Annotated in this window: 24 protein-coding genes; 9 read left to right on the top strand and 15 right to left on the bottom strand. The window is 67.2% G+C overall.

Annotated elements, in window-relative coordinates:
- Positions 1-63 precede the first annotated feature (63 nt).
- The 4 genes from rsmG to rho form a co-directional block, all read right to left on the bottom strand.
- Complete coding sequence (gene rsmG / locus ACZLZQ_RS23335; protein WP_472951613.1) at positions 64-777, bottom strand: 16S rRNA (guanine(527)-N(7))-methyltransferase RsmG; 714 nt, start codon at positions 775-777, stop codon at positions 64-66.
- Positions 767-2,650 (bottom strand): tRNA uridine-5-carboxymethylaminomethyl(34) synthesis enzyme MnmG, encoded by a 1,884-nt coding sequence (gene mnmG, locus ACZLZQ_RS23340; RefSeq protein WP_472951615.1) that lies wholly within the window; start codon positions 2,648-2,650, stop codon positions 767-769. The genes rsmG and mnmG overlap by 11 nt, the downstream gene beginning before the upstream one ends.
- Positions 2,651-2,767: 117 nt before the next feature.
- Complete coding sequence (gene mnmE, locus ACZLZQ_RS23345; RefSeq protein WP_472951617.1) at positions 2,768-4,186, bottom strand: tRNA uridine-5-carboxymethylaminomethyl(34) synthesis GTPase MnmE; 1,419 nt, start codon at positions 4,184-4,186, stop codon at positions 2,768-2,770.
- A 91-nt stretch (positions 4,187-4,277) separates the two neighbouring features.
- Positions 4,278-5,543 carry a transcription termination factor Rho gene (rho, locus tag ACZLZQ_RS23350; protein WP_472936381.1) on the bottom strand — a complete coding sequence of 422 codons (1,266 nt, stop codon included), beginning with the start codon at positions 5,541-5,543 and terminating at the stop codon, positions 4,278-4,280.
- Positions 5,544-6,043: 500 nt separating this feature from the next.
- Here rho and ACZLZQ_RS23355 point away from each other — a divergent pair, with 500 nt between their 5' ends.
- Positions 6,044-8,590: a glucose/quinate/shikimate family membrane-bound PQQ-dependent dehydrogenase gene (locus ACZLZQ_RS23355; RefSeq protein ID WP_472951619.1), complete on the top strand. Its 2,547-nt coding sequence runs from the start codon at positions 6,044-6,046 to the stop codon at positions 8,588-8,590.
- Between the two features lie 72 nt (positions 8,591-8,662).
- Here the strand turns inward: ACZLZQ_RS23355 and secB are convergent, their stop codons facing one another.
- Complete coding sequence (secB, locus tag ACZLZQ_RS23360; RefSeq protein WP_472951622.1) at positions 8,663-9,157, bottom strand: protein-export chaperone SecB; 495 nt, start codon at positions 9,155-9,157, stop codon at positions 8,663-8,665.
- A 198-nt stretch (positions 9,158-9,355) separates the two neighbouring features.
- Positions 9,356-9,877 carry an FxsA family protein gene (locus tag ACZLZQ_RS23365; RefSeq protein ID WP_472936384.1) on the bottom strand — a complete coding sequence of 174 codons (522 nt, stop codon included), beginning with the start codon at positions 9,875-9,877 and terminating at the stop codon, positions 9,356-9,358.
- A 267-nt stretch (positions 9,878-10,144) separates the two neighbouring features.
- On the opposite strand from ACZLZQ_RS23365, the gene ACZLZQ_RS23370 reads away from it, so the two are divergent.
- Genes ACZLZQ_RS23370 through ACZLZQ_RS23385 form a run of 4 tightly spaced genes read left to right on the top strand, consistent with a single transcriptional unit; the run spans position 10,145 to position 13,016 of the window.
- The gene (locus ACZLZQ_RS23370; protein WP_472951624.1) at positions 10,145-10,843 is read left to right on the top strand and encodes a Tim44/TimA family putative adaptor protein; all 699 of its coding nucleotides are present in this window, start codon (positions 10,145-10,147) and stop codon (positions 10,841-10,843) included.
- 28 nt (positions 10,844-10,871) lie between these two features.
- Positions 10,872-11,984, top strand: coding sequence for a murein transglycosylase A (gene mltA, locus ACZLZQ_RS23375; RefSeq protein WP_472951670.1), 1,113 nt, complete (start codon positions 10,872-10,874; stop codon positions 11,982-11,984).
- The gene (locus tag ACZLZQ_RS23380; RefSeq protein ID WP_472951627.1) at positions 11,981-12,583 is read left to right on the top strand and encodes a Smr/MutS family protein; all 603 of its coding nucleotides are present in this window, start codon (positions 11,981-11,983) and stop codon (positions 12,581-12,583) included. Before mltA ends, ACZLZQ_RS23380 begins: the two co-directional genes overlap by 4 nt.
- 37 nt (positions 12,584-12,620) lie before the next feature.
- Entirely contained in the window at positions 12,621-13,016 is a 396-nt protein-coding gene (locus ACZLZQ_RS23385) for a helix-turn-helix domain-containing protein (RefSeq protein ID WP_472951629.1), read from the top strand.
- 591 nt (positions 13,017-13,607) lie between these two features.
- Here the strand turns inward: ACZLZQ_RS23385 and ACZLZQ_RS23390 are convergent.
- The 6 genes from ACZLZQ_RS23390 to ACZLZQ_RS23415 form a co-directional block, all read right to left on the bottom strand.
- Complete coding sequence (locus ACZLZQ_RS23390) at positions 13,608-13,808, bottom strand: hypothetical protein (RefSeq protein ID WP_472951632.1); 201 nt, start codon at positions 13,806-13,808, stop codon at positions 13,608-13,610.
- Between the two features lie 89 nt (positions 13,809-13,897).
- On the bottom strand, positions 13,898-14,626 hold the full coding sequence (gene dnaQ / locus ACZLZQ_RS23395; RefSeq protein ID WP_472951633.1) for a DNA polymerase III subunit epsilon: 729 nt from the start codon (positions 14,624-14,626) through the stop codon (positions 13,898-13,900).
- 119 nt (positions 14,627-14,745) lie between these two features.
- Positions 14,746-15,333, bottom strand: coding sequence for a dephospho-CoA kinase (gene coaE / locus ACZLZQ_RS23400; RefSeq protein WP_472951635.1), 588 nt, complete (start codon positions 15,331-15,333; stop codon positions 14,746-14,748).
- 25 nt (positions 15,334-15,358) lie between these two features.
- Entirely contained in the window at positions 15,359-16,225 is an 867-nt protein-coding gene (locus ACZLZQ_RS23405; protein WP_472951636.1) for a shikimate dehydrogenase, read from the bottom strand.
- Between the two features lie 175 nt (positions 16,226-16,400).
- Positions 16,401-17,117 carry a glutathione S-transferase gene (locus tag ACZLZQ_RS23410; protein WP_472951637.1) on the bottom strand — a complete coding sequence of 239 codons (717 nt, stop codon included), beginning with the start codon at positions 17,115-17,117 and terminating at the stop codon, positions 16,401-16,403.
- Between the two features lie 84 nt (positions 17,118-17,201).
- Positions 17,202-18,308 carry a catalase family protein gene (locus tag ACZLZQ_RS23415; RefSeq protein ID WP_472951639.1) on the bottom strand — a complete coding sequence of 369 codons (1,107 nt, stop codon included), beginning with the start codon at positions 18,306-18,308 and terminating at the stop codon, positions 17,202-17,204.
- Between the two features lie 252 nt (positions 18,309-18,560).
- On the opposite strand from ACZLZQ_RS23415, the gene ACZLZQ_RS23420 reads away from it, so the two are divergent.
- The 4 genes from ACZLZQ_RS23420 to ACZLZQ_RS23435 all read left to right on the top strand — a co-directional run bounded on the left by ACZLZQ_RS23420 (position 18,561) and on the right by ACZLZQ_RS23435 (position 23,332).
- Positions 18,561-19,958 (top strand): MATE family efflux transporter, encoded by a 1,398-nt coding sequence (locus tag ACZLZQ_RS23420; RefSeq protein ID WP_472951640.1) that lies wholly within the window; start codon positions 18,561-18,563, stop codon positions 19,956-19,958.
- A 197-nt stretch (positions 19,959-20,155) separates the two neighbouring features.
- Entirely contained in the window at positions 20,156-21,127 is a 972-nt protein-coding gene (locus ACZLZQ_RS23425; RefSeq protein WP_472951641.1) for a tripartite tricarboxylate transporter substrate-binding protein, read from the top strand.
- Between the two features lie 235 nt (positions 21,128-21,362).
- Entirely contained in the window at positions 21,363-21,827 is a 465-nt protein-coding gene (locus ACZLZQ_RS23430; RefSeq protein ID WP_472951644.1) for a tripartite tricarboxylate transporter TctB family protein, read from the top strand.
- A complete protein-coding gene (locus ACZLZQ_RS23435; protein WP_472951645.1) occupies positions 21,827-23,332 on the top strand; it encodes a tripartite tricarboxylate transporter permease in 1,506 nt (501 codons plus the stop codon). Before ACZLZQ_RS23430 ends, ACZLZQ_RS23435 begins: the two co-directional genes overlap by 1 nt.
- A 21-nt stretch (positions 23,333-23,353) precedes the next feature.
- Here the strand turns inward: ACZLZQ_RS23435 and ACZLZQ_RS23440 are convergent, their stop codons facing one another.
- The 3 genes from ACZLZQ_RS23440 to ACZLZQ_RS23450 all read right to left on the bottom strand — a co-directional run bounded on the left by ACZLZQ_RS23440 (position 23,354) and on the right by ACZLZQ_RS23450 (position 24,329).
- Positions 23,354-23,542, bottom strand: a complete 189-nt coding sequence (locus tag ACZLZQ_RS23440) for a transcriptional regulator (RefSeq protein WP_472951646.1) — start codon at positions 23,540-23,542, stop codon at positions 23,354-23,356.
- Positions 23,542-23,838, bottom strand: a complete 297-nt coding sequence (locus tag ACZLZQ_RS23445; protein ID WP_472951649.1) for a type II toxin-antitoxin system HigB family toxin — start codon at positions 23,836-23,838, stop codon at positions 23,542-23,544. The genes ACZLZQ_RS23440 and ACZLZQ_RS23445 overlap by 1 nt, the downstream gene beginning before the upstream one ends.
- Before the next feature lie 86 nt (positions 23,839-23,924).
- Positions 23,925-24,329, bottom strand: a complete 405-nt coding sequence (locus ACZLZQ_RS23450) for a septal ring lytic transglycosylase RlpA family protein (protein WP_472936399.1) — start codon at positions 24,327-24,329, stop codon at positions 23,925-23,927.
- Between the last annotated feature and the right edge of the window lie 48 nt (positions 24,330-24,377).

Here is a 24,377-nt window from a genome sequence, read left to right on the forward strand (position 1 = left end):
GGCTCGCTCCCTCAGCCCGCGATGTTTCACGTGAAACATTCGCTCTGGGTCGGCACTTCCGGTTCAACGCGGCGCGATATCCCCGATTTCCAGGATCACCGATTCTGCGTCGACCGTCGAAGAGTGCTTTAGCACTGTGAATCGCCATTCGGCCGATGCGTCAACGATTTCTTCATCATGACGCCGGCCCTTGGCGAAATAGCAGGGGATTTCAGGTCGTACCCGACCACTGACAAAGCCGAGCAGCACGTCGAGTGAGGCGAGGGCGCGAGCGCTAATAGCGTCCGCCTGGGCCAGTACTGCGCCGCTGTCCTCGATCCGCTGTGCATGGACGGTCGCGGAGATGCCGGTTTCGCGGATGACCGCGCGCAGGAACGCAGCCTTCTTGGCGTTGCTCTCGACGAGATCGACATGCGCACCCGCTTCGCCGCGCTGGGCGATGCCGAGAATGATGCCAGGAAAGCCGGCACCCGAGCCGAGATCAACCCAACGTCTTGGCTTGGGGGCAACATCGACCAGTTGGAGGGAATCGGCGACGTGCCGGTGCCAGATCTCGCCAAGCGTGGAAGGCGCAACGAGGTTGGTCTTGACTTGCCACTCCAACAGGAGCGCGACGTAACGATCTATACCCTCGAGTGTTTCACGTGAAACATGACGTTGGTCCAGCAACGCCGCTCGTCCCGCCGCGATCTCTTCCGCCGCCGGTAGGGCCTGTGCCCGCTTGGTCCGGGGCACGGCGATGCGGCGCGGGGCTTCTTCCTCGTCGCTACGCCGCATGGGAAAGCCTTTGCTGCTTGCGAAGGTGGACAAGGATCAGCGCCAGCGCCGCCGGCGTCATCCCGTCTATGCGCTCGGCATCAGCGAGCGTCGCCGGCTTGCGGGCTGCAAACTTGTGCTTCAGTTCCGATGAAAGGCCCGGAAGCGCCGAGACGTCGAAGCCATCGGGGATCGCCACGCCTTCGTCGCGGCGCAGCCGGGCCTGGTCACGGCGCTGGCGATCGAGATAGACGTCGTAGGCCGCTTCGATTTCGATACGCTCCCGAATCGACAGCTCAATCGAAGCTATTTCTGGCCAGATTACGGCAAGGCGTTCGAACCCGATCTCGGGTTGCGACAACAGCTGGAAGGCGGAGCGCGACCTCCCGTCCCGGTTGAGATGCAGCCCGCGCTTTGTGGCTTCGCTCGGCGTGATCGTCGATGCTTCCAGCAAGGCCTTTGCCGCCTGGAGCTTCGCTTCGCTGGCTCGGAACACGGCTTCGCGGCGCGGCCCGATCAGGCCTAAGTCTAGGCCGAGGGGGGTCAACCGGCGGTCGGCATTGTCGGCACGGAGCGACAGCCGGAACTCGGCGCGAGAGGTAAACATCCGGTAGGGTTCGGTGATCCCAGTTCTCGTCAAATCATCTAGCATCACGCCGATATAGGCATCGGACCGGCTGATCGTCACGCAGCCGAATCCACCGGCGCGACGTGCGGCGTTGAGCCCCGCCCAGAGACCTTGCGCGGCCGCCTCCTCGTAGCCGGTCGTGCCGTTGATCTGGCCCGCCAGGAACAGGCCGCGGGTAGCCCTGACCTCAAGGGTCGGATGCAACTCCCGCGGGTCCACGTGGTCGTACTCGATGGCATAGCCGGGCTTGAGGATCTCCACCCGTTCGAGGCCGGGGATCGACCGGAGGAACGCCTGCTGGACATCTTCGGGCAAGGAGGTCGATAGGCCGTTGGGGTAGACGGTGTCGTCGTCGAGACCTTCGGGCTCCAGGAAGATCTGGTGGCCGTCGCGTTCGCCGAACTTGACGATCTTGTCCTCGATCGAGGGACAATAGCGTGGGCCGACGCCCTCGATCTCACCGGAATAGAGCGCGGAGCGGCCGAGGTTCTCGCGGATAATGCGGTGGGTCTCGGGCGTGGTGCGCGTGATGCCGCAAGCGATCTGGCGGTTGGCGATGTACGTGGTGAGATAGGAGAAGGGTGTCGGCACATCATCCGCCGCCTGGCTGTCGAGCCCGGACCATTCGATCGTGCGCCCGTCGAGCCGCGCGGGGGTTCCAGTCTTCAGGCGGCCGAGCCGCAGCCTGAGACGGCGCAGCGTGCCGGAGAGGCCGAGGGAGGGATCCTCGCCCATGCGACCGGCCGGGATCTTCTTGAGACCGATATGGATGAGGCCCGAGAGGAAGGTGCCGGTGGTCAGCACCGCGGACCCGCAGGACAGCGTCCGCCCATCACTGAGGATCACGCCGGCAACGCTGCCGTCCTCGGCAAAGCTCAGATCAAATGCGTCACCCTCGACGACTTCGAGATTGGCGGTTGCCCGGATCATCGCCTGCATGGCGGCGCGGTAGAGCTTGCGGTCGGCCTGGGTGCGGGGGCCGCGCACCGCGGGGCCCTTGCTGCGGTTGAGCAGCCGGAACTGGATGCCGGCCGCGTCCGCCGCCTCGCCCATCAAGCCGCCCAGCGCATCGATCTCGCGCACGAGATGCCCCTTGCCGATGCCGCCGATCGCCGGGTTGCAGCTCATCGCGCCGATGGTGTCGAAGCTGTGGGTGAGAAGGGCGGTGCGCGCGCCGAGCCGCGCGGCGGCGCCGGCCGCCTCGCAACCGGCATGGCCGCCGCCGATGACGACGACGTCGAATGCTGTGGGGGATCTGCTGTGCATCGTCTGGTTAAGCCCAAAGCCCGCCGGCCTGTCAATGCGCGAGGCGGAGTGCGTCAGTCCAGAAATGTCGTCTGCGCGGCGCTCGGAGCGAGGGTAGCCGCGCCTGTTTCACGTGAATCACTTGCCGATGCAGAAGGCCGAGAAGATGACGTCGAGGAGGTCTTCAACGCCGACCCGGCCAGTTAGGGCGCCGAGGCGGTCGGTGATCTCGCGCAGGTCGTCGGCGGCGAACTCGGGAGGCTGGCTGGCCGCGATGGTCTGGTCGAGGAGACGCAAGGCGTCCGACACGATATCGCGGTGGCGGGTCCGAGCCGGGACCAGCGCCGAAGGGTCGCCGGCAGCCGCTGTCGCGGCGACGGCGATGGCTTCAACAAGTGCTCTCAGTCCGGTACGGGTATGCGCGGACAGCGTAAACGCCGGTGTTTCGTCACCGAGGCCGTTGGGCGTTATTGTATCGGATCCGAATCGTTCAGGCTTCAGGTCGATTTTCGTTCTGATGAACCAGGTCGGCGGTGCGGCGTTCCCGGTACGGGTCCGAATCGACCGCTCTAACTGAGCAGCCAGCGGCGACGTCTCCGGATGTTTCACGTGAATCCCAGTCTCACAAGACCGGAGATCGAGGATAAGGTCGGCATCCTCAGCCGTTGCCAGAGCGCGATCAATGCCGATCGCCTCGACAGCGTCGGCGGTATCCCGGAGACCGGCCGTGTCGAACAGGCGCACCTTCACCCCGCCGAGGTCCAGGGCGACCTCGATGACGTCGCGCGTCGTTCCGGCAATGGGCGAGACGATGGCCGCGTCGCGGTCGGCGAGGGCGTTCAGGAGGCTCGATTTTCCGGCATTCGGCGGGCCGATGATCGCCACCTTGAAGCCATGCCGCAGGATCTCACCGCGTCCGGCGCCGGCCAAGTGGGTCCGCATTTCAGAAGCGAGCGCCTGCAGAGCCGGTCGGACGCTATCGGCGACGTCCTCCGTCACGTCGCCCTCGTCGGCGAAGTCGAACGAGGCTTCGAGCATGGCGCGCGCGTGGACGAGGCGCTTCATCCATCCCTCATAAAGGGCCCGCAGTGCCCCGCCGGACTGTGCCACCGCCTGGATGCGCTGCGCCTCGGTTTCCGCGGAGAGGAGGTCGGCAAGTCCCTCGGCCTCGGTCAGATCGATGCGACCGTTCTCGAAGGCGCGGCGGGTGAACTCGCCAGCCTGCGCCAGCCGGACATCGGGGAGGGCGAGGGCGGCGTCGAGACAAGCGGCGACGACGGCACGGCCGCCGTGCAGATGGAGTTCGGCGAGATCCTCGCCGGTGACGGTCGCGGGGCCCTCGAAGAAAAGGACCAGCGCATGGTCGATCGTGTCGCCCCGTGCATCCCGGATGCGGCGCAGGCTGGCCTGGCGGATCGGCGGGACGCCGCCGGCGAGGCGTTCCAACACGGTGCGGCTGGCGGTGCCGCTGATGCGGATGACGGCGATGCCAGCGGGGAGGGCACCGGATGAGAGGGCGATGATGGTGTCGTCGGCGATCATGGCATCGGTCATCATGGCGTCCGCTTCCCGTCAGTACCTTCACCCAAAACGCAAACGGCCCGACCCTTTCGGATCGGACCGCTGCCGAATCGATCGGTGAGACCGATCAGGTGTTCATGGAGTCGAAGAAGTCCGAGTTCATCTTGGTCTGCTTCAGCTTGTCGTTCAGGAACTCGACCGCATCGGTCGTGCCCATGGGCGCGAGGATCCGGCGCAGGACGAAGATCTTCTGCAGGTCGGCGCGCGGGACGAGGAGGTCCTCCTTGCGCGTGCCGGACTTGAGGATGTCCATCGCCGGGTAGATCCGCTTGTCCGCCACCTTGCGGTCGAGGACGATTTCGGAGTTACCCGTGCCCTTGAACTCTTCGAAGATGACTTCATCCATGCGGCTGCCGGTATCGATCAGCGCGGTGGCGATGATCGTCAGCGAGCCGCCTTCCTCGATGTTACGGGCGGCACCGAAGAAGCGCTTCGGGCGCTGCAGGGCGTTGGCGTCGACACCGCCGGTCAGCACCTTGCCGGAGGACGGCACGACAGTGTTGTAGGCGCGGCCGAGGCGGGTGATGGAGTCCAGCAGGATGACGACGTCACGGCCGTGCTCGACGAGGCGCTTGGCCTTCTCGATGACCATTTCGGCGACCTGCACGTGGCGGACCGCCGGCTCGTCGAAGGTCGAGGAGACCACTTCGCCGCGCACCGAGCGCTGCATGTCCGTCACTTCCTCCGGCCGCTCGTCAATGAGCAGCACGATGAGGTAGCACTCCGGATGGTTGGCGGTGATGGAGTGCGCGATGTTCTGCAGCAGCACCGTCTTGCCGGTGCGGGGCGGCGCGACGATCAGCGCGCGCTGGCCCTTTCCGAGCGGGGCGACGAGATCGATGACACGGGCCGACAGATCCTTCGAGGTCGGATTGTCGAGCTCCATCTTGAAGCGCTCGTTCGGGTAGAGCGGCGTCAGATTGTCGAAATGGCTCTTGTGCTTGATCCGCTCCGGGTCGTCGAAGTTAATCGTGTTGACCTTCAGAAGCGCGAAATAGCGCTCGCCGTCCTTCGGCGAGCGGATCGGTCCCTCGACGGTGTCGCCGGTCTTCAAGGAGAAGCGGCGGAGCTGCGAAGGCGAGATGTAGATGTCGTCGGGGCCCGGCAGGTAGTTGGCATCGGGCGAGCGCAGGAAGCCGAAACCGTCCTGCAGCACCTCGACGACGCCCTCGCCGATGATCTCGACGCCCTGGGCCGCAAGATTCTTCAGGATCGCGAACAGCAGCTCCTGCTTGCGCAGGACAGGCGCGTTCTCGACCGCGTTCTCCTCGGCAAAAGCGATGAGCTCGGGGGCTTTCTTGTTCTTCAGGTCCTGAAGCTTCATTTCCAACATATGGTTTTACGGCTCCGTCCCGCTGATGTGATCGGGCGATCGGTGGGGGGACTGCACTTGCGTCAATGGTAAGACGGGGGAAGACGGTATCGGGAAGGCGGGATGGGGAGAGCCGATGCCAGCGACTGAACACGTGCGGCAACGGAAAGGGTGGTGGCGGAACTGATTCGGCCAGCGCCCCTGAGGCAGGGTATCCCGATTGCCTATACCGGCAAGGCTGCCGGGGTGCAAGCAGGTTGTCAGCCAGCGAGGTATTCCGCGCGGCGGCGTATCGCTGGTTACCGGGTACCGTGCCGAGAGGTCCCGCAACGCCGTTGGTTTCTGGCACCGCACGCCTTGACGAAGCCAGCTACAGGCTCACTTGCCCGCGCGGGGATCACGAGAGCGAAAAACGCTGCGCCGCCCTGCTTTCGCCAGCGCTGTGGCAATGCCGCAGTTCCGTTCAGGGACGAGCCATGCGAGGGTCCGTCCATCCAAGCCTGTGAAGTGACGAGGTCAACATGCCCACCGGCCGCTCTCCCGCCCTCTGGATCGCCACGATCCTCCTCGTCCTCTTCGGTGTCGCCTCGGCCATCGGCGGCGTCTGGCTGATCAGCGCCGGCGACTCCTGGTACTATCTCGCCGCGGCCGTGCTCTTCTTCGCCACCGCCGGCCTGCTGCTGGCGCGACGCGAGGCAGCGCTCTGGGTTTACGCCGCGCTGGTCTTCGGGACGCTCGGCTGGGCGCTGTGGGAGGTCGGCCTCGACTGGTGGCCGCTCGCGGCGCGCGGCGACGTGATCTTCCTGATGGGCCTGTTCCTGCTGACCCCCTGGATCACCCGCCGCCTCTATGTGCCCGACGTGCGCGCGGCGATGGACGGCATCAAGGGTGGCCCGACGGCGTTCAGCGGCGGCGGCCTCGCGCTCTCCGCCTCGCTGGTCCTGGTGCTCGGCGTGGCGGTGACGTCGTGGTTCACCGACCTCCACCGCATCGAGGGCACCGTGCCGGCCCCGACGGGCCGCGTCGCCGGCGACGCCGCCAGCATCCCCGCCGACGAATGGCGCGCCTATGGCCGCACCGGCTACGGCCAGCGCTTCTCGCCGCTTGACCAGATCACCCCGAAGAACGTCAGCACCCTCGAGACCGCCTGGACATTCGAGACCGGCGACGCCAAGCAGGAAGGCGATCCGCTGGAGACGACCTTCGAGGTCACCCCGCTGAAGATCGGCGACAAGCTCTTCCTCTGCACGCCGCACCAGAGCGTCATCGCGCTCGATGCCGACACCGGGAAAGAGATCTGGCGCTATGACCCGAAGGTGCAGGGCGCGCTCGCGCTGCAGCACCTGACCTGCCGCGGCCTGTCCTACCACGCCGCCACCGCTTCATCGGATGCCGCAGCCCCCGCTGCTGCGGCGACCCCGGCGGCCCCGACACCCGCGCCGACCGCAGCGACGCCCCCCGGCGCCACTGCCGCCGCGCCTGCTGGCGATGCCGCGGACCCGGCGCTTCCGGTCGCCACCGCCGGTGCCGCCGTCACCGGCACCTGCGCTGCCAAGCTGTTCATGCCGACGGCCGATGGCCGGCTGATCGCCCTCGACCCGGAGACCGGCGCCGTCTGCAGCAATTTCGGCGGCGGCGATGGGCAGATCGACCTCTGGCAGAAGATGCCCAACGTTAATCCGGGCGCCTACTACTCGACCTCGCCGGTGGTCGTGACCGCCAACATCATCATCGTCGCCGGCACCGTCCTCGACAACGTCTCGACGGCGGAAGCCTCGGGCGTCATCCGCGGCTATGACGTCAACACGGGCGATCTCGTCTGGGCCTGGGACAGCGCCAAGCCGGACCAGACGGCGCCGCTGCCGGAGGGCCAGACCTACACCGCGAACTCGCCGAACTCCTGGTCGATCTTCTCGGTCGATGAGAGCCTCGGCATGGTCTATATCCCGATGGGCAACCAGCCGCCCGACCAGTTCGGCGGCAACCGCTCGCCGGAAGTCGAGCGCTTCTCGTCCTCGGTGGTGGCGCTCGACATCGCCACCGGCACGGTGAAGTGGGTGTTCCAGACCGTCCACCACGACCTCTGGGACTATGACGTGCCGGCGCAGCCGAGCCTCATCGACCTCACCCTCAACGGCCAGACCGTGCCGGCGCTGGTGCAGCCGACCAAGCAAGGCGAGCTCTTCGTGCTCGACCGCCGCTCTGGCACCCCGGTTCTGCCGGTGACCGAAATCGCGGCGCCCACGGGCGCGGCCAAGGGCGACCGGACCGCGCCCACCCAGCCGAAATCGGCGCTGTCCTTCGACCCGCCCGCGCTCACCGGCAAGGACATGTGGGGCGCCACGATGTTCGACCAGTTGGCCTGCCGGGTGGCATTGACGCGGCTGAAATATGACGGCCGCTTCACCCCGCCCTCGCTGAAGGGATCGCTGATCTATCCCGGCAATTTCGGCGTGTTCAACTGGGGCGGCGTCGCCGTCGACCCGCAGCGCCAGATCGCCTTCACGACGCCGACCTACCTCGCCTTCACGTCGCAGCTGGTGCGGCGCCAGAACGAGACGGAACTCTACGTCCAGGACGGCGGCGAGAAGCCGGCGGGCGCGCTGCCCTCGCTCAACGAGAACTTCGGCGCGCCCTATGCGATCAAGCTTGCGCCCTTCACCTCGCTGCTCGGCCTGCCTTGCCAGTCGCCGCCCTGGGGCTATGTCGCAGCGGCCGACCTCACCACCGGCAAGGTGATCTGGCAGCACAAGAACGGCACGGTGCGCGACTCCTCGCCGATCCCGCTGCCGTTCAAGATGGGCGTGCCGAACCTCGGCGGCCCGATGATGACGGCCGGCGGCGTCGCCTTCCTGTCGGGCACGCTCGACCAGTACCTGCGCGCCTACGACGTCTCGACCGGCAAGGAACTCTGGAAGGGCCGTCTGCCGGCCGGCGGCCAGGCGACGCCGATGACCTATGCCGGCCGCGACGGCAGTCAGTACGTGCTGGCGGTCGCCGGCGGGCATGGCTCGCTCGGCACCAAGACCGGCGACTCGGTGATCGCCTACAAGCTGCCGAAGCCGTAACGGCGGCTTCGGACCCGACATGAAAAAGGGCGCCTCTCGGCGCCCTTTTTCATGTCTTCGAAAGGATGGAAATCAGACCGTCTGGACCTGCGCCTTGGCGCGTTCCTCGGACATCCGCTGGGCGAACAGCGCGGCGAAGTCGATCGGATCGATCATCAGCGGCGGGAAGCCGGCATTGCGGGTGACGTCGGCGACGATCTGGCGCGCGAACGGGAAGAGCAGACGCGGGCACTCGATGAACAGCACCGGCAGGAGATGCTCCTGCGGGAAGTGCTGCAGCCGGAACACGCCGCCGTATTCGAGCTCGACGTGGAACAGGAGATCCTTGTCGTCGCCGGCCTTGGCGTTCAGCGAGAGCTTGACGTCGTAGTCGCCGTCCTCGGCATTGACCGGGTTGGCGGTAACGTTGACGCCGATGTTGATGCCGGGCGCCTTGGCCTGGTTGCGCAGGGCCGCTGGCGCGTTCGGGCTCTCGAACGAGAAGTCCTTGATGTACTGGGCGAGGATGTTGATCGACGGCGCCTGGCCGTTGGGCAGACCTTGATTGGCCTGGTCGATGTCGGACATGAAAGCCTCCGCTTGGATCCCGGGCATGCCCCGCTGCGCGGCCGGCATGGTCCCCATATCTGTCCCGCTCGCCCGCCCCGGCACGCCGGCACGCGGCACGGTCGCCCGCTGCGGTGGCGCGAGCGCTAACACTTCGCGCAAGGGGAGACAAGTTCGCGCCCGGCCGCCCGCGTTGCCGGCGAAACGCCGGGCTGGCGGTTATGGCGTGGGCTTGTCGCCGCGCCAGGGACTGTCGGGGTTCGGCCGCCGGGCATACTCGTCGTCGTCGAGCTCGATCACGCCGGCGGGTGCGACCGGCCCGGACGCCGGGCGGCGGAGCAGGTCATCGGACGGCATCGGGCGCCGTCGGAAGCCGGTACCGCCGGGCATCGCCATCACGGTGACGCGTCCCTTCAGGAACCGCCAGGCGAGATCGCGCACCGGCGGGATGAAGAGGAGATAGCCGATGAGGTCGGTGACGAGGCCGGGCACGATGAGCAGGAACGCCGCCAGCACGATCATCACCCCGTGCACCAGCTCACGCCCCGGATTCTGCCCGGCCTGAACCTCCTGGCGGATGCGCAGGAGCGTCGACAGGCCTTGCCGCCGCAACAGGAGCACGCCGATCACCGCATTGCCGACGACGAGGCCGAGCGTCGGCAACAGCCCGATCCGGTCGCCGACGAGGATGAACACGGCGATCTCGACGATCGGCAGCAGCAGCATCGAGAGCGGGAGCAACAGCAGTCGCAGGGGAATTCTCCAGGTTGGGAGCTCGGCCAAAAAACAAGAAGAGGCCGGCATCCTACTCAATTTCGCCTATATCGGCACGATCCGTTCATTGCCGCCGCATAATTTGCGCGAATGCACGTCACAAAGAAGATAGGATCGGCCAACGGCAATTTGAATGAGCGACCGGCTCACTTATATGCAGGGTCTGCGGCGGCGGCGGATCCGTTGCCACCTTCTTCCACCGCACCAGGCGAACACACAGGGATTGCGCACAGGATGACCTTCGGGACGATCTTCTTCATCATCGTGGCGGCGATCGTCCTGTTCCAACTGCGCAACGTGCTGGGCCGGCGTACCGGCAATGAGCGGCCTCCCTTCGATCCCTATGCCCGGCCCGAGAAGACCATCGAGGCACAGGGCAACGTCGTGACGCTGCCGAACCGGCGCGAGACCGGCGTGACCGAGGCCGTGGTGGTTGACCGCTATGCGGCGATCGACAAGATCGTGCCGCCTGCCGAGCCCGCGAATGCCGAGCTCCGCCGCGTCCAGGACGCCGACCAGACCTTCGACGCCAAGGGCTTCATCGATGGCGTGAAGATCGCCTACGAGATGATCGTCGGCGCGTTTGCCAGCGGTGACCGCAAGACGCTGAAGAGCCTGCTCAGCCAGGAAGCCTATGCCGGCTTCGAGGCGGCGATCACCGAGCGCGAGGCGCGGTCGGAGAAGATGCAGTCGACCTTCGTCGGCATCGACGACGCGAAGATCGTCGCCGCCGAGACCAAGGACCGCGAGGTTCTGATCACCGTGCGCATCGTCTCCCAGCTGATCACCGCGGTGACGTCGAACACCGGCGAGGTGATCGACGGGGATCCCGAGACCGTCGTCGAGGTCAAGGACGTATGGACCTTCGCCCGCGACACGCGCTCAAAGGATCCGAACTGGAAGCTGGTCGAGACGCAGTCAGAAGCCGCCTGAGCCAGACTGCGACGGCGAGGTGCCCGTGCTGACCGACCTTCTGGCGAAACGCCGCTTCGATGACCTGCCCGGATGGGCCGCGGCAGACCACGCCGCGGCCTTTTCGGCGTTCAGGCGCTCGGCCGAACGGTTCATGGCCGAAGCGGTCAAGACAGGGACGCTCGGCGTCGAGGCCGACGATTTCCGCCCGGCCGCGGAAGCCGCGCTGTCCGCCGCCGCCGAGATCGGCCCGGCGGAGGCTCGCTCCTTCTTCGAACGGCATTTTCAGCCGGCCTTCCTGTCGGCCAAGGCCGATGATCCCGCCGCACGCGGTTTCCTGACCGGCTATTACGAGCCCGAACTCGACGCCGCGCTGACGCGTGACGCCCGCTTCTCCACGCCGCTCTACGGCGTGCCGCACGACCTCGTTCCCGTCGACGACGTGTCGCGGCCGGCGGGGCTCGACCCGTCCTTCCGCTACGCTTGGCGCCGGCCGGACGAGCATCTCGACGAATATCCCGACCGGGAGGCGATCGAGGCCGGCTTCCTCCACGGCCGCGGGCTGGAGATCGCCTGGCTCAACAACCCCATCGATGCCTTCTTCGTCCACATCCAGGGCTCGGCCCGGCTGCGGCTGGCCGACGGGCGCCGCTTGCGCGTCACCTATGCCGCCAAGACCGGGCACCCGTTCACGGCGATCGGTCGGATCCTGGTGCAGGAGGGCGCGCTGACGCTCGCCGAGGCCGACATGGACGGCATCCGCGCCTGGCTGGCCGCCCATCCCGAGCGCGTCCGCGGTCTCCTCGACCGCAACCGCTCCTTCATCTTCTTCCGCGAGGCGGAGGTGGTCGACGAGAGCCTTGGACCCGTCGCGGCCGCCAAGGTCCCGCTGACGCCGATGGCCTCGATCGCCGTCGACCGCCTGCTCCACACTTTCGGCACGCCGTTCTTCATCGACGCGCCCGATCTGGTGCTCGCCGGCGCGCCGTTCCAGCGGCTGATGATCGCGCAGGACACCGGCTCGGCGATCCTCGGGCCGGCGCGGGCCGACATCTTTGTCGGCTCCGGCCTCGTTGCAGGACAGGCGGCGGGACGCGTGCGCCATCCCGGCGACTTCTATCTGCTGCTGCCGGCTTCCGTTCACGCCGGGATCGAGCGATGAGGCGCCGGCGGGGCCTCAGCGACGACGAGCTGCGGCTGTGGGTCGGCGTCGCCCGGCAGGCAAAGCCGATGCCCGGCAAGGATCTGCCCGACCTGCCGCCGGCCGAGCCGGTGATGGCGCCAGCGCCGCCCCCCGTGCCCCGCCCCGCTTCCGCCAGACACGTCCGGATGCCGGCACCGAAACCCGCCGCGATCGCCGTCCCGAAGCCGAGCCTGATGCCCGCCTACCAGGCGCCGGCGATCAAGGCGAAGCCCATGCGGGCGCTGCCGGGCCTCTTCCCGATCGAGAAGCCGGTCAAGCGCAAGATCGCCAAAGGACGGGTCGAGATCGACGACCGCATCGACCTGCACGACAAGACGCAGATCGTCGCGCATTACGCGCTGCTGGGCTTCCTGCGCCAGGCACAGGCCCACCACATGCGGCACGTTCTGGTGATCACCGGGCGCGGCGCCTCGTTCGGCTCGCGCGGGGTGATCAAGCGCTCGCTGCCGCACTGGTTCGACACGCCGGAGTTCCGCAGCCTCGTCGCCGGCTTCGAGCCCGCGGACCGCAGCCATGGCGGCGACGGCGCCTTCTACATCCGCATCCGCCGGCGATGAACGGCGTCTCCTGCAGGGCGCCGGGGAGGCAAGGCCGGTGACGCCGTTCGGCGAACGGATCCGCGCCTTGCGGCGCGAGAAGGGCGTTACCCAAGGCGAGATGGCGAAGGCCCTGCGCGTCTCCAGCGCCTATCTCTCGGCGCTCGAACACGGCCGCCGCGGCCGCCCGACCTGGCAGCTGCTACAGCGGATCATCGGCTATCTCAACGTGATCTGGGACGATGCGGAGGAACTCGAGCGGCTCGCGGAACTCTCCCACCCGAAAGTCACGGTCGAGACCGCCGGCCTCAGCGCCGACGCAACCGCGCTTGCCAACCGTCTCTCCGAGACCATCGCGATTCTGGCTCCGGAGGATCTGGTGCAGCTTCGTGCGGCGCTGGATGTGGCTGCCGCGAAGGCCGAGGCGATCCGGGCGGCGAAGCGGCGGCGGTAGGTGCGGGGGCGGGGTCGCGGCGGCGGTGGAGAGATTGGGGTAGCGGGCGCGGAGTAGCGAGAGCGAAGGGTAGTGAGAGCCGGGGTAGCGGGCGCGTTGTAGAGGCGCGGAGGTGTTATCCTTCGTGCATTGGCGAGGTGAGGCCCTTGGGGTGAGGACGACTTCGGTCCGTTTCGGCAATGATGCACGTCCTTGGGGCGGCCTACGCTTCCAAGTGCCTCCATCGGACAGACGGAGCTGCCGTGACGCCGGCCCCTCAATTTCGTCATCCCGGACTTGATCCGGGATCCATTCCTCTACGCTGAATAGAGTTTGTCCAGTGCAGAACCAGCCTGCGGCGACAAGGCGGGAAGGTCGCCGGTACCATGTGTGATGGACGATTTGGAATGGATACCGGTGCAAGCCCGGGATGACGAGGATTTGGCGTTTATGTTAGGCCTTCCAACGTTCTTCAGTTCCTTCCGAACGTTCGGTGTCCATCACAGATTCAGAAATCGTATAGTGAATAATGGCTATACCGGCCCACCACGCAGTCTACACCGGGCTGTCTAGTCGTCGCAAGCATCCAGCTACTCCGCCCGAAACCGCACCTCACAGCGGTTCGCCGTCCTCGTCCCGCTCGTCCTCGTCATATTCCTCGATCGGAATATCGCGGCCGATGAGGCTCTTGTCGGGCTTGCCGGCGAAGGTCGCGTCGGTCTGCCGGACGAAGTGTGAGACAAGGTCGGGCTTGTCCGACTCGCTGCCCACGGCAGGGACGGTGTCGGCGGGGTGGATTTTCTTGTCGGACATGTTGGCCTCCCGGATCGGCCGACCTCCAGAAGTCGGCACACACCAAAAGTCGGCACGGTCAGCAGATGTTCCCGCGACAGCCTGCCGCGTCAGACGGCCGCGGCGATTTCCGGCGGGGTCGCGGGCTCGAGGAAGCTCAGCCAGAGGGCATCGGGTCCGAGCGTCTCGATGAAGGCACGGTGGCGCAGCGCCTCCTCGGGCGTCACCCGCGGCGCCAGCGGCACGCGGCGCGGGGCGAGGCGGAGGACGGCGCCGTCGGCGTCGCGCTGCTCTTCCTGGTGCGAGGAGACGAGGCCGAGCGCGGCCTGGCGGCCGCCGATGAGCTCGATGTAGACGCCGGCGAGAAGCTCGGAGTCGACCAGCGCGCCGTGCTTGTCGCGCTTCGACGTATCGATCGAGAAGCGCGAGCAGAGGGCGTCGAGCGTTGCCGGTGCCATCGGGAATTTCCGCCGCGCCATCTGCAGCGTGTCGATGACGCGCTCCATGTCGATCGGCGGCAAGCCGATGCGCTTCAGCTCGGCATTGAGGAAGCGGATGTCGAAGGTGGCGTTGTGGGCAATCAGCACGCTGTCACCGAAGAACTCGGTCATCTCCGTGACGACCTCCTCGAACAACGGCTTGTCCTTCAGGAAATCGTCGGAAATGCCGTGCACGTCGAAGGCGCCGGGATCGACCCGGCGACCCGCCGGCCGCGCGAAGGCGTGCCAGGACCGGCCGGTCGGAATATGGTTCCAGAGTTCGATCGCGCCGATTTCGATGACGCGGTCGGCCTCGAAGTCGAGGCCGGTGGTTTCCGTATCGAAGACGATCTCGCGCATGACTTCATCCCGTTGGTGTCCCGGTGTCGCGCATCGACCGGCGAAGTTCAAGCGAGAGCTTCTCGGCGGCGAGGTTGTCCCCCGAGGCTCGCCAGATGTTCTTACTTTGTTCTTAACGTTTACTCGGTAGCCGTGAGTTTGGCGATGAGTTCGGCGATGGCAACGCGGGCCGTTTCGATGCCGCCGGCGGTGTCGAGCACGAAGTCGGCGCGGGCCCGCTGCTCGGCGTCGGGCACTTGGCGGGCGAGGATGGAGGCGAGCTTTTCGGCCGTCATCCCCGGCCGGGCGAGAACGCGCGCGCGCTGCACTTCCGGTGGCGCTGAGACCACCAGCACCTTGTCTACCCGCTTCTCTCCACCCGTCTCGAGCAGGAGTGGGATGTCGAGCACCACCAGCTTCCTGCCGGCCTTGCGGGCCTCTGCCAGAAAGGCCTGCTCCTCGGCCCGCACCAGCGGATGCACCAGCGCCTCCAGCGCCTGCAAGGCCGCGGGATCGCCGAGCACCCGGGCAGACAGTGCCGTGCGGTCTACGACGCCGTCGCGCACGACGCCCGGAAACAGCGCTTCTACCATGGGCGCGGCCTTGCCGGCATAGAGGCGGTGGACGGTCTCGTCGGCGGAATGGACGGGGATGCCGCGCTCGGCGAAGAGGCTTGCGGTCGTCGACTTGCCCATTCCGATCGTGCCGGTGAGGCCGAGGATGATCATCGCGCGGTCCTGCCGGCAGCGCCCGTCATGACGCGATGTCGGCGACGAGCCGCGCCCTCAGCGCTGCGTCGACGGTCGGGCGCTGGCCGAACCAGCGCTCGAAGCCCGGCACCGCCTGATGCAGCAGCATGCCGAGCCCGTCGGCATGGCGCAGGCCCCGCGCTTCGGCCGCCCGCAGCACCGGCGTCGCCAGCGGGACGTAGACGATGTCGGTCACCAGCGATGTGTCGGGAAGGGTGGAAAGGTCCGGCAGCCCGCCGTCCTCTGTCGCCGAGGTCGGTATCGTGTTGACGAGGAGATCGGCCCCGGCGAGCAGCGCCGGCTGCGCCTCCGCGCCATGGCCGCTGACGCGGGCGCCGAAGCGCTCTGCCAAGGCGGACGCGCGGGCCTCGGTGCGGTTGACGACGTGGACGCGGGCGACGCCGGCCGAGAGCAGCGCGAAAACCACCGCGAGCGCCGCGCCGCCGGCGCCAAGCACCACGGCAGTCTCCGCATCGCGCCAGCCGGGCAGGCGCTCGTCGAGATTGGCGGAGAAGCCGTAAGCGTCGGTGTTGCCGCCGGTGAGGACGCCGTCCTCCCACCAGAGCGTGTTCACCGCCCCGATCGCCTCGGCCGCCTCATCCCGCCGGCCGACGGCGGCAAACGCCGCCTCCTTGTGCGGCAGCGTGACATTGCCGCCGACGAAGCCGCTGCCGGCAAAGCCCTCGAGGAAGTCGCCGAACTCCTCGGGCGGGATGCCGAGCCGCTCATAGGAGCCGGGGAGGCCGTAGCGCTGCAGCCAGTCGCCGTGAATGAGCGGCGAGCGCGAGTGCCAGACCGGCCAGCCCGTTACGAAGGCACGCGGACCCTCTGGGGGCTCGCGGGGCGTCTCGTCGTCGTGGAAGACATGCATGGCGGTTCCGGCTGCGGGCTTTCGATATTCCCGCAGCGTTACCCAATCGAGCGCCTGACCGCAAACCCCAGCGAACCAAGGCTTCGCTGAGATGCAATGACCGGCGTGCGCTGTGTCTCACGTGAAACATTCGGCGGACCGGCTCGCGCCCGAGGGAGTAGAAAGGCGTGCGGCGTCAGTCCGCGTCGAGTTCGGGGTAGTGGCGGAAGATGCCGTCCTCGCTGAACGGCAGGCGACGATCGCTGGCGAGATAGGCGGCGATGTTCGGCAGCGCGGCGACGGTCGCCGCCAGCGCCACCACGCGTGGATAGTCCGCCTCGATAACGGCCATGCGCCGAGGAAAGGCGTAGCGCAGACCTTCGACCAGCTGGAACAGACCGATGTCGGCATAGCTGAGTTGGCGGCCGGCAAGGAAGCCGGAGGCATCGATCAGGCTCTCGTACCAGCCGAGGTATTTCGGCATCCGCTCCGCCCGGAACCCCTTGGCCCGGCGCAGGGCCTCGGGCTTCTGGTCCTCGTAGTAGAGCCCGGTACCGACGGGATGATGGACCTCGTGCGCCTCGGAAACGATGTCGGCCGTGGTCGCCGCGATCGACCGGGCGAACAGGCGGGCGGCCGGATCCTCGGGGGCGAGCCCCAGCGTCTCGCCGAGATGGGCGGCGATGACGGCGGTCTGCGAGAGCATGAGGTCGCCGTGGACGAGGAAGGGCGGGGCGAAGGTGCGGGCGCCGCCCCAGCCGGCCTTCATCATCGCCATCATGCCGGCGATGCCGCCACCGGGAATGTCTAGCCGGGCCATGTCGCGGTAGTCGGCACCGGCGGCTTCGAGCACCAGGCGGACGAATTCTCCGCGGCCCTGGATGCCCGGCCAGTAGTAGAGATCATAGATCATGCCGGTTCTCCTTATCGGCTTGGCTTCCCCGCCCCGCTTCTGTCCGCGGGACGGGTGCCGGAGCCATTCCAGAGGCTAGCAGAACTAGATGCCGATATCCTCGGCAGTCTTCGGCTGCATGATCGGGCAGCCATTGTGCGCGGCGCGGAAGCCGGAGGACATCTCGTAGGCCGGCTTGCGTACCCGCATGATCGAGCCGAGCGGGCGGTGCTCGGTGATGCCGTGCCAAGGCGAGAAGGCCATGCCATTGTCGACATGGCGCTCGGCCGCATCGCTCCAGGCATCCTGCGGGCCGACGGTGACGCGGCCGACGGTGATGAAGGGGCTCTCCTCCTCCGACCACGGCACCGAGGCATCCTCGATCGGCATGGTCTTCGGATCGGTCATCAGCTGCACCCGCAGCTCCCATTCGCCGGACTGCGTGGCGAACACCTCCGACACCGCCTCGCGCAGCGCGTTCGGCTTGCCGGAAACGTCGACCTTGGCGCCGGTGAGGGCCCTCAGGTTGGCGCTGACCGGGGCAAGCGATAGTTTCGCGACGTAGCGGCCGTAGAGGAGGGGGGCCTGGGTGTAGAAGGTATCGCCGAGCACATGGGTGTTGGGATGGCCGCCCATGGCGATGAGGGTCGAGCTCTTTCCGCCGGCCGCCTCGACCAGCGTCTCGGCGCCGCGCAAGGCCGCCGACACCGCCTTCTTCAGGAACTGTGGCGTGTCAGTGGTCTTGGCGAGAAGCTTCAGATTGCCGAGGAAGGCCTTGGCGGTGGAGGCGGAGAAGGCGGGGCCGTTGACCATGACGAAATCCTGGTCGGCGCCCGGCGATTCCGGCAGGCGCTCGCCGGGAACGCCAACGATCTTCATCGCCATGCCACGTGGCAGCGAGATGGAATCATCGAGGATGTCGCCGGGATTGGTGGAGAAGCGCATCACCACCGGGTAGGTCGCCGCTTTCGCGAAAATCCCTTGCGCAAGCTCCGGCGGAAGCCCGTCGGCGATGGTCAGCGTGCCCCGCAGGATGCCGTGGCTCTTGGCATGGACGCTGCGCACGGCATGTCCATAATCCTTGGCGGTGATCTCCATGATGCCGCGCAAGGTCTCCACGAGTTCACGTGCCGTCTCGGCCTCGTCGAACTCGAGATGCTCGAAGCGTGGGTCGAACGGGACAGGCGGGTTCTGGAACGGAACATGGCTCATGGGACATCCAGTCTTGCAAAACGGTCTCCCTCGAATGGCTGGGAAGCGTCGCCGTTCCCCGGCAACACTGGCTTGTGAGCGTTATGTCGCACTGTTGCCGGCCGGCACCCGTTTGCGCTGCGTCATGGCGCCACCGGCGACAAGCCGCTGTGGACGGGTGGACAGGCCGGCCGCACTTGCCTAACCAGACGCCGGGGCCCCGCCGGTTCGTCCGCCGTGCCTCTCCCGTATTGACGACCCCGAGGAAACACCATGGACGCCGCGCGTTCGTTCGAACGGCCGGCCGTGGCGCCCGACAACAGCTGGGGCCGGCACCTCAAGGCGACGCTGGTGCTCGGCCTGCCGCTGATCGGCGCGCAGCTGGCGCAGATGTCGATCCACGTCACCGACACCGTGATGATCGGCCAGCTTGGCCCCGAGCAGCTGGCGGCCGCCGTGCTGTCGACGCAGGCCTTCTTCCTCGTCTGGATCTTCGGCTCGGGCTTTGCCCAGGCAGTGATGCCGCTCGCCGCCAACGCCGCGGGGCGCGGCGACATCAGGGGCGTCCGGCGGTCGGTGCGGATGGGGCTCTGGGTGATTACCCTCTACGCCATCGCGGTGATGCCACCGCTCTGGCACTTCGAGGCGATCCTCGTCTCGCTCGGCCAGGACCCGGCCGTCGCCGCGCGCGCCGGCGCCTTCATGCGCGTCCTGCAATGGGGCATGTTCCCGGCGCTCGGGATCATCGGCCTGCGTTCCTATCTCAGCGTTCTCGGCCGCGCCAACCTCATCCTCCTCGTCACCGTGGCGGGGGCGCTGATCAACGGACTCCTCGCCTATACCTTCATCTTCGGGCATTTCGGCGCGCCGGCGCTCGGCATGCAAGGCGCCGCCTACGCCTCGCTCGGCACCAATACCGCGATGGCCGCGATCACCGTCGCCTATGCCGTGCTGAACCCGCATCTGAAGCCCTACGAGCTGTTCGTGCGGTTCTGGCGGCCGGACTGGCCGGCCTTCTTCGAGGTGTTCCGCCTCGGCCTGCCGATCTCGCTGACGGTGATCGCCGAGACCGGCATGTTCGGCGCCTCGACCATCATGATGGGCTGGCTCGGCGCGGAAGTGCTGGCCGCGCACGGCATCGCGCTGCAGCTCGCCTCGATCGCCTTCATGGTGCCGCTCGGCCTGTCGAACGCCGGGACGGTCCGGGTCGGGCTCGCCTACGGCCGCAAGGACTGGCCGGGCCTCGGCCGCGCCGGCTATGTGGCGCTGGGGCTGACGGTGATGACCTCCGGCGTCGGCGCGCTGCTGTTCTGGCTGGTGCCGGGCACGCTGATCGGGCTCTACCTCGACCGGGCCAACCCGCAGAGTGCCCCGGTGCTCGCGCAAGGCATCGCGATGCTGATGATCGGGGCGGTGTTCCAGCTGGCCGACGGCCTGCAGGTGACCGGCTCGGCCCTCTTGCGGGGCCTCAAGGACACGCGGATCCCGATGCTGATCGCCGCCTTCAGCTATTGGGTCGTCGGCGTCCCCGTCGCCTATGTCCTCGCCTTCCCGCTCGGGCTCGGCGGCCCCGGCATCTGGTGGGGCCTCGCCGTCGGTCTTGCGCTGGCCGCCATCCTGATGTGCTGGCGCTTCCACCGCCGCGCTTCGTTCGGCCTGACGCCGCCCTGAAGCCGGCAGGCTGCGTTCGCCAGCAGGTGCGACCGCCACGGCATGAGTCTTTGGCCGCATAGAGCGCCAAAACCGGTTGCGGCATGTTGACCCACGGAAACGGCGAAACTAGCGTCGACCCGAGCAAAACCCCGGCCAAGCAGACGCAGCGCTGCACCGGGGCACTTCGCGCAGGAATGGGTCTGGGAGGACGTCCAATGAAGCTTGCATCCCTTATCGGCGCCGCCGCCCTGGCGTTCGCCGTCGGCACAGCCGCCGCGCAGGACTATCCGGCGCAACCGATCACCATCGTCGTGCCGTTCGCCGCGGGCGGGCCTACCGACACGGTGACGCGCCTCATCGCCGAGCCGATGGGCCGCGAGCTCGGCCAGCAGATCGTGGTGCAGAACGTCGCCGGCGCCGGCGGGACGCTCGCCGCCGGCCAGGTCGCGAAGGCGACGCCCGACGGCTACACCATCCTGATGCACCACATCGGCATGTCGACCGCGCCGACGCTCTACCGCAACCTCGACTTCGACCCGCTTAAAGACTTCGCCACCATCGGCCTGGTCACCAACGTCCCGATGACGATGATCGGCCGCAAGGATCTCGAGCCGAACACGCTCGCCGAGCTCGTCGAGTACGTGAAGGCCAACAAGGACAGCGTCGTCTACGCCAATGCCGGCATCGGCGCGGCGTCGCACCTCTGCGGCATGCTGTTCATGAACGCCATCGGCACGGCGGTCACCACCGTTCCCTACAAGGGCACGGGCCCGGCGATGACCGACATCCTCGCCGGCGAGGTCGACTTCATGTGCGACCAGTCGACCAACACCACCGGCCAGATTAAGGGCGGCGAGGTGAAGGCCTTCGCGGTGACGACGCCGGCGCGGCTCGGCAACCTGCCGGACGTGCCGACCTCGATCGAGGCGGGCCTGCCGGACTTCCAGGTCGGCGTCTGGCACGGGCTCTACGCCCCGGCCGGCACGCCCGACGCCGTGGTCGAGAAGCTGTCCAAGGCGCTGCAGACAGCGCTCGCCGACAAGACGGTGATCGAGCGCTTCGCCGAGCTCGGCACTGCCCCGGTGGCGCTCGACCAGGCGACGCCCGCCGCGCACAAGACCTACCTCGCCGACCAGATCGCGCTGTGGAAGCCGATCATCGAGAAGGCTGGCGTGTTCGCTGATTGATGCTGGGGTGGGGGTGTCGACAATGGCGGCGCACCCACCCCCCTCTGCCTGCCGGCATCTCCCCCTCAAGGGGGGAGATCAGGCGCGCTGAGGTTGGCGACTGGCCGATCTCCCCACCCGAGGGGGAGATGCCCGGCAGGGCAGAGGGGGGCGAACCGCCGCACCGTCTGATGCCGAGCCGCCCAACCACCCGCCACCCGGCCGCACCCGCAAGCCCCCCTCTGAAAGGCCCGCCGTGGAACTGCAGAAATCGCGCAAGGACCTTCTTTCCGGCCTGATCTTCCTCTGTTTCGGGGCAGCCTTCGCCGTCACCGCGCTCGGCTATCCCATGGGAACGGGCCTGCGCATGGGCGCCGGCTTCTTTCCTTTCGTGCTCGGCCTCATCCTCTGCGGCTTCGGCATCGCCGTCATGGTCAAGGGCTTCCTGCACCGGGGCGAGGCGGAGGATCTCGGCACCATCCCCTGGCGCGGCGTGGTGCTGATCCTCGGCGGGCTGATCTTCTTCGGCGCCTGCGTGCGCGGCCTCGGCCTCGGGCCCTCGCTGTTCACCACCGTGCTCGTCAGCGGCCTTGCCAGCCGCACGCTCTCGCCCGTCACCGCCCTCATTCTCGCCGCGGCGACGACGGTGATCTGCTACGTCATCTTCGTGCGCGGCCTCGGCGTCACCGTCCCGATGCTCGGACCCTGGATCGGTATCTGATGGATCTCGTCGCCAACCTCGCCCTCGGCTTCCAGACCGCGCTCGAGCCGACCAACATCCTCTACTGCTTCGTCGGCGTGCTGCTGGGCACCCTCGTCGGCGTGCTGCCGGGCATCGGCCCGACCGCGACGATCGCCATGCTCCTTCCGATCACCTTCGCCTTCGCCCCGGTGACCGCGCTGATCATGCTCGCCGGCATCTATTACGGCGCCCAGTATGGCGGCTCGACCACGGCGATCCTGATCAACCTGCCGGGCGAATCCTCCTCGGCGGTGACGGCGATCGACGGCTACCAGATGGCCAAGAAGGGCCGCGCCGGGCCGGCGCTCGCCACCGCCGCGCTCGGCTCCTTCTTCGCCGGCACGGTCGCGACCTTCATCCTGGTGCTGGCCGCCCCGCCGCTCGCCGCCGTCGCCCTCTCCTTCTCGGCGCCCGAATATTTCTCGCTGATCATCCTCGGCCTCCTCGCCTCGATCGCGCTGGCGCAAGGTTCCGTGCTGAAGGCGATGGGCATGATCGTGCTCGGCATCCTCCTCGGCACCGTCGGGCAGGACGGCTTCGACGGCACGCCGCGCTATTCCTTCGGCTTCCGCGAGCTCTATTCCGGCATCAGCTTCGTGTCGGTGGCGATCGGCATCTTCGGCGTCGCGGAAATCCTGCGCAATCTCGAGAACGAGACGACGCGCGACGTCATGGTCAAGACGGTGAAGAACCTCTGGCTGACCAAGGACGACTTCAAGCGGATCATCGCCCCGGTGCTGCGCGGCACGGCGCTCGGCTCGATCCTCGGCATCCTACCGGGCGGCGGCCACGTGCTCGCGTCGTTTGCGTCCTATGCCTTGGAAAAGCGGGTGTCGAAGCACCCGGAAGAGTTCGGCAACGGCGCGATCGAGGGCGTCGCCGGGCCGGAATCGGCCAACAATGCGGCGGCGCAGACCTCGTTCATCCCGCTCTTGACGCTCGGCATTCCCGCCCATCCGGTGATGGCGCTGATGATCGGCGCCTTCATCACGCAAGGCATTACCCCCGGGCCGAACGTCATCACCGACGAGCCGGCGCTGTTCTGGGGCATCATCGTCTCGATGTGGGTCGGCAATCTGATGCTGGTGATGCTGAACCTGCCGCTGATCGGGCTCTGGGTGAAACTCCTCACGATCCCCTACAAGGTGCTCTTCCCCGCGATCATCGCGTTTGCCTGCATCGGCAGCTACTCGATCGACCAGAATGCTTTCGATATCTACGCCATCGTGTTCTTCGGCGTGCTCGGCTACGGCCTGATGAAGCTCGGCTGCGAACCGGCGCCGCTGCTGCTCGGCTTTGTGCTCGGCCCGCTCCTGGAGGATCATTTCCGCCGCGCGATGATCCGCTACCGCGGCGACCCGATGATCTTCCTTGAACGCCCTATCTCGGCGGCGCTGCTCGCGCTGGCGCTCGCCGCCGTAATCATCGCCGTGCTGCCGCAGATTCGGCGCAAGCGGCAGGAGGTGTTCGTCGAGGACGAGTGAGGGTTAAGGGTGTAAGGAACCCTACATTCCAAACTTCAAAGCGGGTGTGGGTTCGATAGGCCAATAGATCGCTTCATACGCCTCCACCGCATCGCAAAGGGCTTTGAACGCCTTTCCTTCGGCCGTTCCGGGGATCGGCTCGTCGCGAAGCATGCGTTCGATCTCGGCGAGGGCATTCGCGTAGGCTTCCTCGGAATCGATCTGCCGCATCACACCACCTCCGGATCAATGTCGTCGTATTCGGCATGCGTCCCGACAAACTTGATGTAAACAATGCCATGCCGATAACCGATATGCGCGACCAAGCGATACTTGTTGCCGCCCAGATCGAAGATCACCCGGTTGTCTGCGACGAAGTCGATATTGGAGCCGAACTGATTTTTGACATCAGATGGTGATTTCCAATCCGCTGAACAGACGATGTCATACCAGGCCTGCAGGGGTGCGTGAGCCCGATGATGCGCGCTCCAGAACTGCTTCAAGGCCTTCTTCGACAGGACACGCATCGGGTCTCGCTACACGGCACCGGCAGATGCTGTTGTCCCAGGCGCTAAACGTCAAGCAGGCAGACGGCAGTGAGGCGGCAACCGGCTCAGGCGCAGCTCTTCGAACCGCCGCCTTCGGGCTCGATCTGGACGCGGGTGTGGCCGGCGCCGATGAAGCCGAGGCGCTGGGCGGCACCCTTGGAGAGGTCGATGAGACGGCCCTTGATGAAGGGCCCGCGGTCGTTGATGCGGACGACGACGGCCTTGCCATTGTTGAGGTTGGTCACCTTGACCCTCGAGCCGAGCGGCAGCGTCTTGTGCGCGGCGGTCATGGCCGAGGGGTTCATCATCTCGCCGGAGGCGGTGCGCGAGCGCAGAGCATACCAAGAGGCACCACCGCAGGAAGTGCGGACCAGGGGCTTGATCGGCCGGGCATCGGCCGTGACGGCGAAACTGGCGGTGAACAGGGTGGCCACGAGGGCGGTGGCAGCCAAAACAGTCGTCGTCTTCAAGAACTCCGGTCCTTATCCCGTTGATTTCCCACGGGTGACCGAGCCTTG

This window comes from Mesocryomonas lacus (assembly GCF_055730105.2).